This window comes from Paenibacillus marchantiae, assembly GCF_028771845.1.
GTDB classification, from domain to species: Bacteria; Bacillota; Bacilli; order Paenibacillales; family Paenibacillaceae; genus Paenibacillus; species Paenibacillus marchantiae.
Genome location: NZ_CP118270.1, coordinates 457,002 through 474,197, shown reverse-complemented (window position 1 = coordinate 474,197; position 17,196 = coordinate 457,002). Strand labels below are relative to the sequence as shown.

The window sequence follows — 17,196 nt, the reverse complement described above, 5'->3', positions numbered from 1 at the left end:
AAATAAACGTTCCCATCAATTCACACACGATATATTTACACAAAGCCTGCTTCAGTACCATCGGTTTAAAGGTTTTGAACCTCGCATATACCCGCACTGCATCAATACATAAATAAGTTCAAAACTTTTTTTGAGGAATCCGCAACTTTTTGAAATCTGCTGCGTTTAAGATGTAGAGTCAAAAACATTGGGGAACTTACCAAGAATGACCTCGTGAAGAATCTTGTCTATTTATTAGAAAAAATTGCTTTACGGCACGGAAGTCCCATTGTATAATACGTAGGTAGGATTAGGAAACTACTCTATTTTCGTATGGTTCTATTAGTATGTTCGTTTACAAGTTTCTGTGATATGCTCACAGACATCATTTATATTAACTTGCTCAAAACTCTGGAAAGGGGGTGCAACAATATATGAGGAATACGAGCGACCCTATTAAAGAAAATTCAAATGTTATGAACGCCCAAGGAGGAGAAAAAAAGGTTATGAAGAAAATTTTATCCGTAGCATTGTCTACAGCAATGGCATTCTCGATGTTTGCATCTGTAGCATTCGGTGACACAGCAGTTTCACCACAACAACAGTTTGATGCATTGAAAGCAAAAGGTATCTTCTCTGGTTATCCAGATGGCACTGCAGGTCTTGATAAAGACATGACTCGTGCTGAGTTCGCAAAAGTTATCACTAAATTGCTCGGTCTGAAAGAGATCACTGGAACTCTTTCTTACACTGACAAAAACTACACAGCTAAAAACTGGGCTGTACCTTACATCGAAGCAGTAACTGCTGCGGGTATCATGGAAGGTAAAAACGTTGAGAAAAAAATCTTTGATTTCAACGGTAAAGTAACTGTTTCCGAGATGGCTACCATCTTGACTCGTGCACTTGACCTGGAAATCCCAACTGAAACTAACAACAATGCAGCTGACTGGGCTAAAGGTTATGTTCAAGCAGCGATCAACGCTGGTCTGATCGACGCTAAAGCTAACTTCGGCGCTAACGCTTCCCGCGAATTGTTGGTAGGTGCAGCTTACGCAATCGATCAAGCTCAAAGCTTGAAAGTTGCTTCTTATGAAGTAAGCGAAGCTGGTAAAGTTGTTACTTTCAAAATCAGCGATGGTGAATCCGTTAAAGTAACTTTGGATAAAGCTCTAGAAGCTAACAAAGAAACTGAAGTGAAATTCACTTACAAAGATAAAGCTTTCACTGAGAAAGTTACTTATGTAGTAACTACAGCTACTAAGGTTGAAGCTGCAGCAGCAACTAACCTTAAACAAGTAGTAGTAACATTCGACGGAACAATTAACGAAGATTCTGCTGAAACTGTAAGCAACTACACAATCAGCGGTTTGACAATTGAAAGTGCTACTGCTTCTGCTGACAAGAAAACAGTAACTTTGTTGTTGGCTGATAACAGCACTTTTGTTAACCAAAAACAAACTTCTGTTGCTGTTAACAATGTTAAAAATGCTGATGGTTCCAAAACAATTACTGGTACTGCAACTTTCACACCGCTTGATGTAGCAGTTCCGACTGTAGAGTCTGTTCAAGCTTTGGGAACTAAAGCTCTGAAAATTAAATTCAGCGAGCCAGTACAAGCTCAAGGTATCATTTCCAGTAACTTCCGTATTGATGACAAAGCAATTGCTGCGACAGTTCAATACACTTATCCAGATACTGTAATTCTGGCAACTGATTTGACTGAAGGCGCACATACACTTCGTGTAAGCAATGTTAGAGATTATTCTAACCTGACAATCGTGCCTAATACTGTAGACTTCACAGCAACAGTTGACACAGCTGCTCCTGTAGTAGAATCTGTGACTTCTAAAGATTTGAAACAAGTAACAATCACATTCAACGAGCCTGTGAAATCCGTTTCCAGCGCTTATGCGAACGTTTCTTCTTTCACTTCTGCAACTCCAGTTGTTAAAGACAACAAAGTAACATTGAACTTCACTAATCCGCTTAATGCAACTGAGAACACTATCTACTTGACTGGTGTTACAGACTATAGCGGTAACTCTGCTAATCTTGAAGCAAAAGTGACTCCTACTTTGGATACTGTACGTCCAGTAGTAGTAGATAGCAAGTTTACTCAAGATGCTAGTGGTAACTACATTGCAACTGTAGTATTCAGCAAAGCTTTGAACTTGGACTCTGCACAAGACCGTACTAACTACGTTCTGAAAAATTCTGCTGGTTCTATTCCTACAAATACTACAGCTGTTAATAAAGATGGTAACCCAATCCGTCAACCTGCACTTCAAGCTGATGGTAAAACAGTTGAAATCAATCTTGGTTCTTCCCTGAAAGATGATGCTTATGCATTGACTATTTCTGGAGTGAAAGACACAGCTACAATTGGAAATGTATTGCTTCCTTACACTGTATCTCTTCCAGTAAATCAAGCGACAACAGCTGCGATCACTAACGCATGGACTTCGCAAGAAAGTGGTCATAACTACATCTATATTCAGTTCAATCGTGCTTTAGCAACAGATGGAGCTGGTAGTGCTTTGAATGCAACGAAGTATTTCGTTGGCACTAGTACTTCTGCTTCTAAACAACTTGCTAAAAACGATTATGATGTACAATTGATTACTGCGAGTACTGTTCGTATCGAAGCAACTAACCTCACTAGTACACAATTTAGTGACGTTATTAATACACTGACTAGTGCTACTCCAAACAAAGTTTTCGTTAATTATGTAGCAGATGCTACTGGAACATTCCTTGGATCTGGAGCTAATTATGGTGTTAGTCAAACTTTGACTTCTTCGAATACTGCAGTTCAAACAACAGGTGCTATTAACGTTACTGGTAAGAAAACAGTAGTTGTTAACTTCACTGGTCCTATCTCTAATGTTGTTGCTCGCGAGTTCAGTATCGTAGATGGTACCACTACTTTGGCTACTGCTACTAGCGGTGTATTGTCCAACAACAATAAAACTCTTACATTGACACTTGCTTCTGATCTACCTACTGATTTTGCTAATACAGCAAAACTTGTACACAGTGGATCTGGTACAACTGATGCATTTGGTAATGTAGTAGTAGTTGGCACTCAAAACACGGCTGTGAACAAAATTGCTCCAGCGTTGATTTCTACAAACCCTGTAGTAGTTCAAAAAACAGGTGCTAATACATTCCAAGTAACAGTAAGCTTTGACAAAAACCTTGCAATTTCTTCCGATGATGCTTTAGTAGCAAACTTGCTGACAGCTGTTATTGGTAATGAAGAAGGCGAAGTTTCCAATGTAGTGAAAAATGATGCAGTTGCGGCTACTAACACTACGCCTGCAATTCCTGCTAACCTTACTTTCCTTGTAACAACTGATGCTGATAAAACTGTAACTGAAGGTGTGTTCAGCGTAAGCTTCGACGGAACAGCTAATGCTTCCGGAGCTGTTAAAGGAGCTAACAACGGTGTTGCTGTTGGTTCTTTCAACGAGCAAGGTACTTTCACTCTGAACTAATATATTTTTTATCAAAGTGATACAAAGAGACATCTGCCGATAAGGTGGATGTCTTTTTGTAATCTTATTTTTAAACGAGATAGAATTCAGAGTGTTCTTTAATCATTTTCTTCTTCATTATAAATCAATACAACATCGTAACTTTCTTCCTTTTCCAAACGTTTATACTATAAATGCAACAAGCAACTTATGGGAGGTTTGGAAGTGGATCAAAAGAAAATGTTTGTGAGCTTGCTCGCAAGTGCTTTGTTGATCAGTTCAACCGCTGGCATTGCGATGGCAGCGAGCACAACGAATAAAACGTCTGCCACCAGTTCAAATAGCAACGCATCAAAGAAAACAACATCAACGAACAAGGTCGTACATACACTGAGTAACTTGTCTCCTGTCAAAGTAACCGCACGTAGCTCTGTGAGGTTAACGGATGTGAACATCTTATCTCAGGATGATGGGAACGTTGTTACGTATACGCTATCATACAAGAACAATGACAGTACTCCAATGATGATGCTCGATTATTGGAGCAAAGTAAAAACCAAAGGCGGAACGCTGTTCTCACCTAAACTGATTGCGAAGGATCAGGAGAAGAAGACAGTCGCAGCAGGATCAACGGTTGATTTGACTTATGTCATGAAGGTTGGTCGTGATGTGAAACTGAGCGATCTGAACTTCCTAATTGTAAAATGGGATTTCAGTCAATCTAACTATGAACGTACGCTGGGTAAGTTTAATGTACCCGCATCCTATAGTATTACTGCACCCGTAGGCAAACCGAAGACAGTTCGTCTAAGTGATTCTGCCGTGAAGGTAAAAGTGTCTGGTATTAAAGTGTTCCCAGGTGAAGATAAGAACCAGTATGTGAAAATTGGTGTGAATTTAAACAATATTAGTTACAAATTACTTGAAAATCCGAATATCAAATGGATCTTGCGTACACCGAGTGGTACGAATTATCCGTTGACGCCAGACAAGGATAGTACAAGCGTTAGCATTCAGGCTCAGGCTAATAAGGCACTCAGTCTGATGGCATCTCTCCCTACATCGGTGAAGTTGCAAAAGTCTGAACTATTGCTCGTGGAAGAGCAGGGTGAAGAGAAGACGGTCTTACCAGTTGCTGCGTTGCAGCTGCCTGAGGCAAGCAAAGCAACGAACGTAGAGGTGGATGCTAATCAGCCGAATATCCTATCTGTTGAGGGACAACGATTATCCACATTGCTGGAATCAGCAAAGGTACGTATCGATGACGGTGAATATGATCTGAATATGCAGTTTGTGCTTAAGAACGAAGGCAAGAAAGCTGTTAAAGTACCAACCTATACATTTGAAGTACGAACTGCTGACGGAACAATTTATCCGATTGAAACCAAAGCATTGGACGCATTAAAGCTTAATCCGGGAGATATTAAAACGATTAAACTCAACGCGACCTTACAAGGTGATGGAGACACAAGTAAAATTAAGCTGTACGCGATGAGTCCTGTGGATAAGACGGAGAGCACGGATACAACGACTCCAACGAGTACAAGTGGCTTTGTTTTCTCCTATCCTGTAGGCGTATATGCGATTCCGCAATCAGTATCCACCGGAGACGGTTTGACAACAGAAACGGTTATTAAGAATAGTAAAGGAACGTTTGGTGTTTCGTTGGGATCGTTGCAGCGTTTACCATGGCTAGATAGTGACATTGTAGCTGCGAAAGTAACAATTCGTAACGCGGGCAGCAAAACGGTACAGCTTCCAGAGCTTGAAGCCATGTTTACCATAGACTCAGCGCAAATTGATGGAGATAAGAAGTTAATCTATACTCAAAGCGGAAAATTGCTTGGAGCCGGAATGACGACAGAGGCTTATCTGTTGACCAAAATTCCTTCTGAACTTCGTATAGGACGTCTTGAAGTAAGTTTGAACGAGAAAGTTAGTGAAGAAGAAACGAATGAGTGGATTACGTTAAATACGTCGGGCTTAATCCAACCCGTATCCTACGTTGGAACAGGCAAGACATATACAACGGGTACTGAGGATAGAGAGACTGAAATGGGTGTGCGCAGAACAATCCTTTATCCAGGAACGTCTTCGGACATCGTATATACTGAATTTGAAATAACAAATAAATCACTGCGTCAAAGCGGACTTGGCAAACTTGTGGGTTACTTCAAAACATCTGATGGCCAATATTACAAAGCAAGTGCCAAACAATCTGAACGTACATCTGGACCAGGCCAGAAGTCGATTGTAACGTTTTGGGCTAAAGTTCCAAAGTCAGTTACTTTCTCTGATCTACGACTGCTTGTGGGTGAGGGTATTGCGGACAGCAAGTTCGTAACTGGGGAAGGAGAAGCAACGGCATATGTGAACGCTCTGGCATTCGAAGTCCCTCCGACTTCTATCAATGTTCAAGTGACTCTCTCTAATATTGATCTCTATCCGTATCTGTTGACTGCCAATAGTGTACGGGCATATCTGGCAGGCAGCTCGTCTGTACAGGTAGAGATGAACTACAGTCTGTCTCGTAATGAAGAGATCGAGATGGGTGAGAGTGAACACAAGTTAATTCTCGCTTTAACGGATCAAACGGGTAAAACCTTCGAGAAAGAGCTGGCGTTGGGAACTGATTTGAAAACAGGTACCAATCAGACATTAAGTTGGAGTGTGGAAGATAGTCTTTATGAAAAATTGCGTGGAGGCTCATATCGCATAACCGTGTATGATCAGTTCCAAGGGCAACGTATTCGCCTTGCAGAGCAAAGTTATGGATATGATATTTCTAAACTTCCAAAAGATGAGTTTGGGTTTCCTACGTTCTAAACCAAATATATTTTGATAAATTATTCGTAAAATATTTATTTACTACCTCGCTTCTTGAACAACAGAAGCGAGGTTTTGCTTGTCGCAGAACTATTTTTTCTCTATAGTTAAAGTTAATAGATTTCCAGAGGAGGAAAATAAATTACATGAAACCTTATATGAAAGTATCCCTGGCTGCGCTGGCAATTGGTGTTGGCGTGTGGGTTGGGTCTGTATACAGCAATACGGCAATAGGTGCAGGCACAAGCCAACCGGGAACAGCAGATGATCCGGTAGTGACGAAGAGTTATGTTGATCAGCAAATTCAAAAGGCTTTGGGTGGAGGCACGAACACAGGGTCTGGAAATACATCAGGTAGTAACAGCGGCTCTACAGGAACTGGCAACTCAGGCAGCACGGGTGGAGACACAACGCTTCCTCCATTAGTCTCTGGAGCATCTGATGCCGTTGAAATTGTGACCGTGAAGCCAGGTCAACAACTGATCGGTGCATCTGGCGCGGAGTTCATTGTGCGTAGCGGTAAAGCTGTGATCGTCAGTGAAGGTACGAATGGTGTAGCTGATCTGACGGACGGGGTTGATTTGACGAATGGTCAGACAGCACCGACTAATCACTTGCTCTCTTTTCCAAGAGATGGACGGGGTATAACGGTATTGGATGGAAACAAGTACAGCCTGACTGTCATGGTACGTGGTGGATATTCTCTGAAATAGGATGAGCACTTGTCAGACTTTTTATTCATTTCATTTGTTCAGATTAACCAGTTCTAACAAACATTAATACGGCTAGCCAGCACTGTTCCTGCTCACTCTATAACTGTACACAACCAATAACCGGAGGTGCAGGAATCATGGCTAGAAGCAACCGCAAATTGGTACCGGAAAGTCGTCAGATGTTGGATCAAATGAAGTACGAAATTGCCGCTGAGTTTGGTCTGAATGTGGGATATGGCGGTAGAGGTCTTGCTGGTGCAGATACCGAATTTGGTTCTGAACTGGGTGAGGTGAGTGATCACTCTTATGGCCAGTATAAAGGCTGGGGCCATCTGACTTCCCGTGAGAATGGATCGGTCGGTGGAGAGATTACGAAAAGGCTAATTCGCCAGGCACAGCAGCACTTATAGGATGTTTTCCTTATCCCAATCCGTTTGACACGTCTTGACAAATACGTTAAGATGGCATTTGAGGTACGCAACCTTTTCCGCTAGGGAAAGGTTGATTTTTTGTTGAGGCCATTACCTGAAAAATCCTTATCTTCGTAACTGCGGACCCTGCGTCCTTATTCCGCCCGGAAAGCTTTCGAGGGTACAGTGAACGAATCAACGTAAATGTTTTGTTCGGGCAATCGCCATACTACTCGTTATGGGAGGTTGAAACTTCAATGTCTATTAAAGGCCGACATCTATTCACATCGGAGTCTGTAACTGAAGGACATCCGGATAAAATTTGCGACCAGATCTCGGACGCCGTATTGGATGCGTTCCTGACGAATGATCCAAATGCTCGTGTAGCGTGCGAAGTTTCCGTAGCAACAGGACTTGTGCTTGTCATCGGTGAGATCAGCTCCGCGTCTGAATATGTGGACATTCCGTCCATCGTTCGTAATACGATTAAGGAAATCGGGTACACTCGTGCCAAGTTCGGTTTCGACTATAATACTTGTGCCGTCCTGACTTCTCTGAACGAGCAGTCTGCTGACATCGCACAAGGCGTTAACGCAGCTCTGGAGAATCGTGACCCTGAACAAATGGCTCGCGAAACAGAGAACATTGGTGCTGGTGACCAAGGTCTGATGTTTGGTTTTGCAACCAACGAAACACCTGAACTCATGCCTTTGCCTATCGCATTATCCCACCGTATCGCTCGCCGTTTGGCTGAAGTGCGTAAGAACGGTACATTGGAATATCTCCGTCCGGATGGTAAAACTCAAGTAACGATTGAATACGACGGTGACAAACCGGTACGTGTTGATACCATCGTCGTGTCTACTCAGCATGCTGAAGAGACTCTACTTGCGCAGATCCAAAAAGACATCAAAGAACACGTAATTCTGCCTGTCGTTCCAGCTGAATTGCTGGATGAGCAGACTAAATATTTCATCAACCCAACGGGACGTTTCGTTATTGGCGGACCTCAAGGAGATGCAGGCCTGACTGGACGTAAAATCATCGTAGATACTTACGGCGGTTATGCACGTCACGGCGGTGGCGCGTTCTCCGGTAAAGATCCAACAAAAGTAGACCGTTCCGCAGCATATGCAGCTCGTTATGTTGCGAAAAACCTCATTGCTGCAGGTCTTGCCGACAAAGTGGAAATCCAGCTCGCTTACGCGATTGGTGTAGCCAACCCGGTATCGATTAACGTGGATACATACGGAACAGGCAAAGTCAGCGAAGAGAAATTGGTTGAGCTTGTGCGTAACAACTTCGATCTTCGTCCTGCTGGTATTATCCGTATGCTGGATCTGCGTCGCCCAATCTACAAACAAACGGCTGCGTACGGTCACTTTGGCCGTACAGATTTGGATGTACCTTGGGAACAAGTGGACAAAGCAGACGTTTTGAAAGAGCAAGCAGGCCTGTAAGTTAACGATACAGTCTTCCATAGAAGCCCTTGGTTCCGATGAGGAATCAGGGGCTTTTTGCATACTCAAACAATCGAATTACTGAAAGGGTCAATAGACTAGATTAATATTCCTTTTATTCCCTTTTAGCTAAAGAAAAACTACCATATGACCGACATACATAATGAGGTCTGTATATCAGACATTAGGAAAAAATCAGATTGAGGGGGAAGGATGGGTGTTTGTGAAAAAGGTGGCCCGTAAGGGATTAGTAAGTCTTATGATTCTGATGTTAATTACACAAGGCTGGTTCACGGGATGGTTAGGAATGGAGCCTGCATATGCTGCTGAAGATCTGGCGGGGAAAGGTATTAGCGCGACTTTACCTTTAGTAAATGCTACGAATGTAAGTACCTCGGCACCCCTAGTGATTGAATTCATCAACCCAGTTAAGAAAGTAGCAAATTCTACAGAGAAAATTACAATTCGAAGATTCCAGGATGATTCCATCGTGGCAGAGGTTGCAATAAATAGTAGTGACGTTACTATTGTGCCAGACAATATAAACACAGATCCGGAACTGGGGAAAATGGTGAATATAAAACCAACGGAGTCATTACCTAAAGGTAATTTATATGTTATGGTGGGTGGCCAGTCTTTTGTTTATGCGGATAATCAGCGCTTTGTGGGATTAAACAAGGAGTGGACCTTCCGTACCGAGGGAATTGCTACAGCCATACTTGTGGGACGAACTCCTGTTAATGCAGCTTCAGGTGTATCTCCTTCTGCGAATATTCAGCTTACATATAATCGAGCTGTAAAAAATGGCGCAGGAAAAATGCAAATTTATCAAGGTAATACCTTATTCGAAGAGATTGATGCGAATTCATCTCAGATTAGTTTCAACGCTGACAGAATGACGGTAACCATTGATCCTGCGAGGAATTGGAGCAATAACAGTACGATATACATAGCTGTACCGGAAGGTTTTTTCCGAGATACACAGGGGAATGATATAAGTTCTATACAGCGAAGTGATTGGGGATTCAATGTCATCTCTGACCCGACAGCACTAACTGTGTCATCCCTGTCTCCTTCAAATGGAGCAACTGGAGTATCGCTCACCAGTGAACTGACATTAACATTCAACAAAGAACTGGATACCGCTTATATAGGGTCAGCGATTTTGAAGAATACCAATGGGGGAACGGTGACGGCAACCACTCTCATCAACAGTTCCAACAATCGGCAGTTACGTATTATTCCGCAAACGAGTCTGATGAGTAACACCACGTATTCTATAGATATTCCGGCTAATGTGTTCCGTGACAAATCCGGTAATCTCTTTACAGGCTTGACGGGTGCAAGCTCTTGGTCCTTCAGAACACTGGCATTGGATACAACGGCTCCTGTAATTAAGACAGCGAAGATGTACAGTAATACGATCATTCGGTTGACTTATGACGAGTTACTCTCAGGCCTTGATCCCTTTTCCTCAAGCTTCACAGTCACGGTTAACGGAGAGAATCGAAATGTAAGTACATCTTATGTTTCGGGAGATAGCGTGTATGTTGTCCTGGATACTGGTGTAGCGGTGGGACAGGTAGTGAGAATAGCCTACACTCCCGGAACTGGGACACGTAGAATTCAAGATCTGTCACTTAATGCAGCAGCAGCATTTTCTGCCAGAGATGTGGAAAATGGTCTAGATTCCATCATGTCGAAGCCCCGCGAAGGTACGGCATATACGAATACGATTAGTCTCTATTATCCAGAAACGGTATATGTCAATTCAAGTGAGGCATACAAACAATTTAGTGTGTCTGCGGACGGGGCACCAGTGGGTGTAAGTAGTATGTCTACCAATACTAGTTCACTTGTCACTCTTAACCTCAGTCGTGCGATTACGAATGGAGAAGTTGTTCGTGTATCTTATCAGCCGACTGAGTGGCCGATCAAGGATAGCCGAGGGCAGGCACTTGCAGGATTTAGCGGGTTTTATGTGCGAAACAGTACAGATACAAAGCCACCTGAATTTCAGAATGCTGAGGTGAGTGGTAATAAGCTTTGGATTTACTATAACGAGCCGTTAAATCGATTAAACAAGCCGTTAAACAGCCAGTATTCTGTACTGGTAGATGGCAAGGCTGTATTCGTTAAGGATCTGGAAATCGAGGATGATCTTGTGACGCTAACATTGGCCTCACCTGTGACAAGCGCACAGATTGTGACACTCTCTTACGTTCCAGGTACGAATCGTCTGACAGACTTGAACGGTAACCAGGCAGGCTATTTGGAACTGGTTCCCGTGACATATACATATGGGAACGGAACCATCTTGTCTGGTGTGTTACAAGGAGATACTGTTCTGATTAACTTCCGAAATGGATTAAAAACAGAAGCATCTTTGTCTCCAGCACAGTTTAAGGTACAGCTCAACGGCACAACCTTCGCCGTTAATTCCGCTTCTGCCTCAGGCACCGTTGTTACCCTGAAGTTATCCGGATCAGTGCCTGCATTAGCAGCAGGACAAACGGGTACAGTCAGTTACACATCTGGAGGTGCAGTTACACTTAGAAATGCACTGAATGCTGAGGTAGGGACATTCGGTCCACTTACACTGCAGCAAAGCACGGACTCCAATTCTACTGGTGGGAGTACTGGGGTAGAGGGACGTCCTTCTTGGCTCACTGAATGGAGCGCAGCGGAGTCCGGATTTGGGCAAGCTATTTTTTTAATGAGTAGCGATACGGCAGCAGTCCAAAGCGCGACCTCACATAATAATCGTTCATCAAGACAATATATCATTGATGAGACAAAGCTTGGGCAGGCGTTTGATTACGCGTCTTCAATCAGGAAAATAAGTCAACCTGTATTGTTTGAGGTTCCAGCAACTGAAGAGAATGCATATGTAGGAATTCCCTTCCACAGGCTGTCCCAGATCGCTGCGAGCTACCGAACAGGCACAATTGGTATAAAGTATAAAGAAAGTATATGGAGTATCCCCTTGTCACAACTGAATCTGGTATCCATGGGACAAAGTGCAGGTATAACGACTTCTCCGGGTGCTTCTGTGCTATATGTACAATTGGAGTCTGTTCCTAAACTTTCTTCAGGCACCCTGGAATATATGTTATCGCGGTCCAATGCTCAAAGTTTGGGAGATGCAACAGATATATATATCACTCTCTACAATGGAAATACTGGAAAAAGTGTGGAGCAAAATATCAAAAGTCAGTATTCTATAAAATTACCTGGCAATACTTCAACGATTTTAACAGGATTTACAGCTGTTGATTCCAGCACAAATTCACTATCTTATGTGCCAACGGCATATAGAAGTACGTCAACTGGAATAGTTGCTAGAGGGTTATTAAATGGTAATCAAACTGTGGCTCCAGTTACTCATTTGGTCAACTATCCAGATAAAAAGTACTGGGCATATAATATAATTAATGAGTTGGCCTCAAAATGGATTATTAGTCCTGATTTGTCTTTATACAAACCTAATCAGAAGATCACCAGAGGTGAATTTGCTGAGATGGTTGCTAAAGGGTTAGGTCTTCAGGGGAATCTTGAAGCCGCCAAACGGTTTAGTGACGTTAAAGCCAAGAGTCCAATAAATGCTTATATTGGTGCGGCAGCAGAAGCTGGCATTATTTCTGGAGTCAATAAAACTACGTTTAAACCGGATAGCTTGATTACTAGGGAGCAGATGGCAATCATGATTATTCGGGCGATGGATTATGTGGGACAACCTGTATATCTTCAAACATCTAAGAAAGAAATATTATCTCCTTTTAAGGATAAGAAGGAAATTAAGTCCGAAGATGCGGTTGCCAAGGCAATTCAGGCAGGAATCGTTCAAGGCGTTAGTTCAACAGAATTCAGTCCACTTCAAAAAGCAACAAAAGTCCAAGCGGCAGTAATGCTAAAACGTATGCTCAACCGGATTGGATATATGTAAAAATAAAAAATATTACATTTCTAAAAAAGAAGCATAGCAGATGCGAATCTTGGTCATATCCCCGTCAAGTAGACAATAAAAAAAGAGAAATTCCATTAAGCGGCGACTTTTTCCCTGAATTCAATCGGGGAGAGGTCGCCGAGTTTGTTTTGGAAACGTTCCTTGTTGTAAAACAAAATATACTCTGTAATTCGGTTCCTTGCTTGCTCCAGATTCTGAGGCTTCTCCAAATACAACTTCTCTGTCTTTAAGTGGGAGAAGAACGACTCAATACATGCATTGTCATAGCAGTTCCCACGCCGAGAATGGCTTCCTGTTAGCTTCTTCTCTTCAAGCAACTTGGCATAGCTCTGTGTTGTATACTGGAACCCCTGGTCGGAATGGAGCAAGGTAGGTCCACATTTTAGTTTCTTCACCGTGTCCATAACGAGTTTTAAGTCATTTCGCTCGGATAGTTCCCAAGCTACAATCTCGTTGTTGTATAGATCCATCACAACCGAGAGATAAGCAAAATCATGCCCAATCCGGACATACGTAATATCCGTCACGAGCTTCTGCAGAGGAGCTGCCGCCGAGAATTCTCTATTTAAGACATTACGGAAAAGAACGGACGGTTTCCGGCCAGCAAATGGACGTTTCTTGCGAATCACGGAACGAATCTGAAGTTCTCTCATTAAGCGGCGTACCTTTTTGTGATTCACCACGAGGCCTTCCTTTCCTAACGCGGTTCGCATACGTTTGTAGCCAAAATAAGGACGAAGCCGGTGAATGCCTAAAATATGTGCTTTTAGATCCGCATCCCGATCTGCTCGTTTCTCTCTGAGGACGATATTCTTCTTCCATTTGTAGTAACCTGCACGAGAAATTTCAGCAATTTTACACAACCAAACCACAGGTGCCCACTTGCTTATTTCTCGAACGGACTGGCACCGGGTTTCGAAATCCAGCTTCCCTCTCCGTGCAAATTCGGATTGAGCTTTTTTAGATATTCTACCTGCGCTTTCAGATAATCATTTTCTTCTTCTGCAGTGCTAAAATGTTTCTTCGTCCAACGTCCTCGATAATCCTCAAAACTCTCTCCATTATGGCTTTTCCGTACCCAAGTAATAATCTGGCTCTCACTCTTAATACCAAACTTCTCCATGATCCGACTGTATGTCCAACCTTCTTCCAATCGCAGACGAACAGCCTCTTTCTTCGTTTCTTCACTATATTGATTAAAGGTTTGGCCTTTTTTAGCTGGTATAGCAAAAATCCCCTCCGGTTTTCAGTGTTGAGTTCATTTTAACATGACCTCTTTTTTCACTGTCTACCTTGAGGGGATAATACCATCTGGATTATATGCTTCTTTTTTTTTGTATTGGTAATGTGAAGATGTCGTTATAAGCTCTAGGAAAGGATCAAGAATATACTTACGAGAGAAAAGAATTTCCTTTGGGCGGCAACCAAATCTTCTAATGATTGAGTGCTAATATAGGATACAGGCGTAACTTTTTCCACAAAAAGTAGTCTATTAATAGAAGAGTATACTAGAAATCTCGCTGTCTGCTGCCACATGGTAGAGATCGTGATATCTAAGATTGATATACAAGATGGGAGAGACGTTTCAAACATGCTGGGGAAACAAGGGAAACGGCTGAACGACGTTAAGGGTAGCAAGGCGAAAAAATGGGCGATTGTGACACTGGCAGGCGTGATCTGGATTGCACCGGTTCTGGGAGCGGGACAACAGGTGTGGTCGGGAAGTTTATGGCAGTCGGTGGCTGCAGCAGCCTCTACAACAACAAGCAAACTGAGCGAAGAAATTCTGACTTCGGGTGCGAAGTTAATGAAATACAATTATACAACAACACGTTCCGGCTCGAAGGTGAACGTACTGGCAGACGTCATTCAAGTGGATTTGCAAAATCCCTATGTGAAGCTGGATGTCATGACAGGCAAAGGTGGCAATCTGAATAGTAAACAAAGCACGGGTGGCATGGCTAAGGAAAATGGTGCAGTAGCCGCCGTGAACGGCGATTATTTCAATGTATCCGGGGAACTTGCCCCAATCGGTGGACAGGTCTCGGATGGGGTCCTCGTATCTACTCCATCCGAACTGTCAGGGATGTATGCCCTCACCGTAACCAAGGACGGCAAGCCAATGATTGATGAATATTCATTCGATGGCACCGTGAAGGCAGATGATGGTTCAACGTTTGCTTTGCGTGGGATAAATAAAGAGGACTACACGGTCGAATCGGGCTCGGTGAAGTACAGTCATGCCAATTCGATGTATATTTATACACCAGCTTGGACGTCAACGAAGCGGCCGAATGATCCTTCCACAACACCAACCGAGGTACTTGTGCAGAACGGTGTGATTACCCAAATTTCCGATAAAAAGGCGTTAGACATGACGGTGCCGGCAGATGGGTACATTTTGCGTGCGCATGGAACGGCAGCGACATGGATTATGACTCACCTGGCGGTAGGGCAGACGTTGAATGCAGATTACAAGCTGAAAGCCAAAACGACGGGGGAGACCGTTGATCCAAGCAACCTGCAGATGATGATCGGGGGTCATACCATTCTGGTGAATGGTGGCAAGGCAGCTACGTTTTCCCGCGATATTGCGGCTTCCGGCATCGGTGGCATTCGTGCGAGAACAGCAGTCGGCTACTCTCAAGATGGTCGGTATGTCTACATTATTGCAGCGGAGAAAAACAGTAACAGCAGCGGTTTGTCGCTGACGGAACTGCAATCCTTCATGACCAGCATTGGTGTATGGAAAGGCATGAATCTGGACGGAGGCGGCTCCACAACGATGGTAACTCGTCCGCTTGGTGAGGAGACAGCAGGGCTTACGTTCAACACGGAGTACGGTACAGAGCAGCGTCAGGTCGTAAACACGCTGGGCGTGTTCTCTACGGCTCCGGAAGGTAAGCTGCAGGGCTTTGCCGTGAGTGGCAGCCAAACGTTGCTGGTAGGGCAAGAGGGCAAGTATACAGCCAAAGGATATGACACCTACTACAACCCGATTGCTACAGGCGATATCAAGATGACATGGAAATCGAGCAACAACGGCATCGTGAGTGTAAGTAATGGAACGATCAAAGGTGTGAAACCAGGTACAGTGACGCTGACTGCAACAAGCAATGGAGCTTCATCTTCCATTAAAGTTACCGTGTTGGGCGGAAGTGAACTGGCTTCGCTGACAGCAGGATCTGGCTTGGGATCGCTTCAAGCGGGTACAACGATTTCCATTCCAGTAACGGCGAAGACCAAAGACGGACAAAGTGTGACAGTTCCGGCGGATTCGCTGACTTGGGAGTTTATTGGATTCAAAGGTAAAGTGTCTGCAGACCAATTAACCGTATCCTCAGTGAACGCTGGCGCTCAAGTTGGCTATGCGATCGGTCGTTATGATGGCTACAGCACGGTGGTTGTGCTCTCCGCTGCGGCAAGTGAAACGATATGGGAGAACTTCGAGAATGTTAGCTACCCGATCAACTTCACGACCAATGCATCAGGTGTAACTGGATCGGCGTCCGTGACAGCGGGAACAGGTGAAAAAGCTGGCTCCAAGGTATTGCAGCTGAGCTATGACATGACCGCAGGAATAGGGAAAATGTATGCATATGCCCAATTGAACGGTTCCACTGGCAAAGAGGTATCTGCAACAGCTACATCCATGTCGATGGATGTTATGGGAGATAAGAGCCTGAACTGGCTGCGTGCCGAATTTACAGATGCCAGTGGCAAAACGGTATATGCCGATCTCGCTAAGGCAATTGATTGGGATGGTTGGAAAAAACTGAACGTGGACCTGAATGGGCTGAATATTTCTTATCCGGCGAAGCTGAAACGGGTTTATGTGGTGAATGTGGAAGAAGGTCAGGATGAGCGTGCGAAGACAGGCACGGTTGCTTTTGACAACATTGCTTTCACCATGCCATCCAAATCCAGTGAAGTGGGCTTGCCTACAGGAACTGCTTCATTGGTGCTTGGACAGAAATCTATGACCGTAAATGGAACGAAAAAGGCAATCGATTCTGCGCCAGTACTGAAAAATGGTACAACATATGTTCCAATCAAGCATGTATTGGATGCTTTTGGCGGACAAGCGAGCTGGGATAGCAAAAATCAACGAGTTACCGTCGTGCGCGGTGGCAAGCTGATTGATCTGGTTGTAGGCCAGAAAGAATTTATCATCAATGGCAAAAGACAAAGTGCAACAGTAGCACCTTACGTATCTGGTGGTAGGACTTTAGTCCCTCTCAGACTCGTTTCAGAGCAGCTTGGACTGACTGTAAAATGGGAACAGAACACGAAGACCGTTACCATCTCATCGTGATATGGTATGATATATACCGGAAACGATAGAAATGGAGTCGAACAAAC

Annotated in this window: 8 protein-coding genes; 7 read left to right on the top strand and 1 reads right to left on the bottom strand. The window is 43.7% G+C overall.

The features are described 5' to 3' along the window. Positions 1–413 precede the first annotated feature (413 nt). The 6 genes from PTQ21_RS02325 to PTQ21_RS02300 all read left to right on the top strand — a co-directional run bounded on the left by PTQ21_RS02325 (position 414) and on the right by PTQ21_RS02300 (position 12,813). A complete protein-coding gene (locus PTQ21_RS02325) occupies positions 414–3,479 on the top strand; it encodes an S-layer homology domain-containing protein (protein WP_274568675.1) in 3,066 nt (1,021 codons plus the stop codon). Between the two features lie 204 nt (positions 3,480–3,683). Continuing rightward, positions 3,684–6,284, top strand: coding sequence for a hypothetical protein (locus PTQ21_RS02320; RefSeq protein WP_274568673.1), 2,601 nt, complete (start codon positions 3,684–3,686; stop codon positions 6,282–6,284). 146 nt (positions 6,285–6,430) lie between these two features. Beyond that, positions 6,431–6,997, top strand: coding sequence for a hypothetical protein (locus tag PTQ21_RS02315; RefSeq protein WP_274568671.1), 567 nt, complete (start codon positions 6,431–6,433; stop codon positions 6,995–6,997). Between the two features lie 137 nt (positions 6,998–7,134). After that, the gene (locus PTQ21_RS02310; RefSeq protein WP_274568670.1) at positions 7,135–7,407 is read left to right on the top strand and encodes an alpha/beta-type small acid-soluble spore protein; all 273 of its coding nucleotides are present in this window, start codon (positions 7,135–7,137) and stop codon (positions 7,405–7,407) included. A 257-nt stretch (positions 7,408–7,664) separates the two neighbouring features. Continuing rightward, positions 7,665–8,867 (top strand): methionine adenosyltransferase, encoded by a 1,203-nt coding sequence (gene metK / locus PTQ21_RS02305; RefSeq protein WP_274568668.1) that lies wholly within the window; start codon positions 7,665–7,667, stop codon positions 8,865–8,867. Between the two features lie 217 nt (positions 8,868–9,084). Then, positions 9,085–12,813 carry a SwmB domain-containing protein gene (locus PTQ21_RS02300; protein ID WP_274568667.1) on the top strand — a complete coding sequence of 1,243 codons (3,729 nt, stop codon included), beginning with the start codon at positions 9,085–9,087 and terminating at the stop codon, positions 12,811–12,813. A 95-nt stretch (positions 12,814–12,908) separates the two neighbouring features. Here the strand turns inward: PTQ21_RS02300 and PTQ21_RS02295 are convergent. Beyond that, a protein-coding gene (locus tag PTQ21_RS02295; protein ID WP_420800367.1) for an IS3 family transposase occupies positions 12,909–14,059 on the bottom strand; the annotation gives its coding sequence in 2 pieces (ribosomal slippage) (positions 12,909–13,798 and positions 13,798–14,059; 1,152 coding nt in all). A gap of 366 nt (positions 14,060–14,425) precedes the next feature. Here PTQ21_RS02295 and PTQ21_RS02290 point away from each other — a divergent pair. Continuing rightward, a complete protein-coding gene (locus PTQ21_RS02290; protein ID WP_091001287.1) occupies positions 14,426–17,149 on the top strand; it encodes a stalk domain-containing protein in 2,724 nt (907 codons plus the stop codon). The last annotated feature ends 47 nt before the right edge of the window (positions 17,150–17,196 follow it).

Bases quoted from the DNA above. Each gene is read 5' to 3' on its own strand.
- metK (WP_274568668.1), top strand. From the start codon at position 7,665: ATGTCTATTAAAGGCCGACATCTATTCACATCGGAGTCTGTAACTGAA.
- PTQ21_RS02325 (WP_274568675.1), top strand. From the start codon at position 414: ATGAGGAATACGAGCGACCCTATTAAAGAAAATTCAAATGTTATGAAC.
- PTQ21_RS02315 (WP_274568671.1), top strand. From the start codon at position 6,431: ATGAAACCTTATATGAAAGTATCCCTGGCTGCGCTGGCAATTGGTGTT.
- PTQ21_RS02290 (WP_091001287.1), top strand. From the start codon at position 14,426: ATGCTGGGGAAACAAGGGAAACGGCTGAACGACGTTAAGGGTAGCAAG.
- PTQ21_RS02310 (WP_274568670.1), top strand. From the start codon at position 7,135: ATGGCTAGAAGCAACCGCAAATTGGTACCGGAAAGTCGTCAGATGTTG.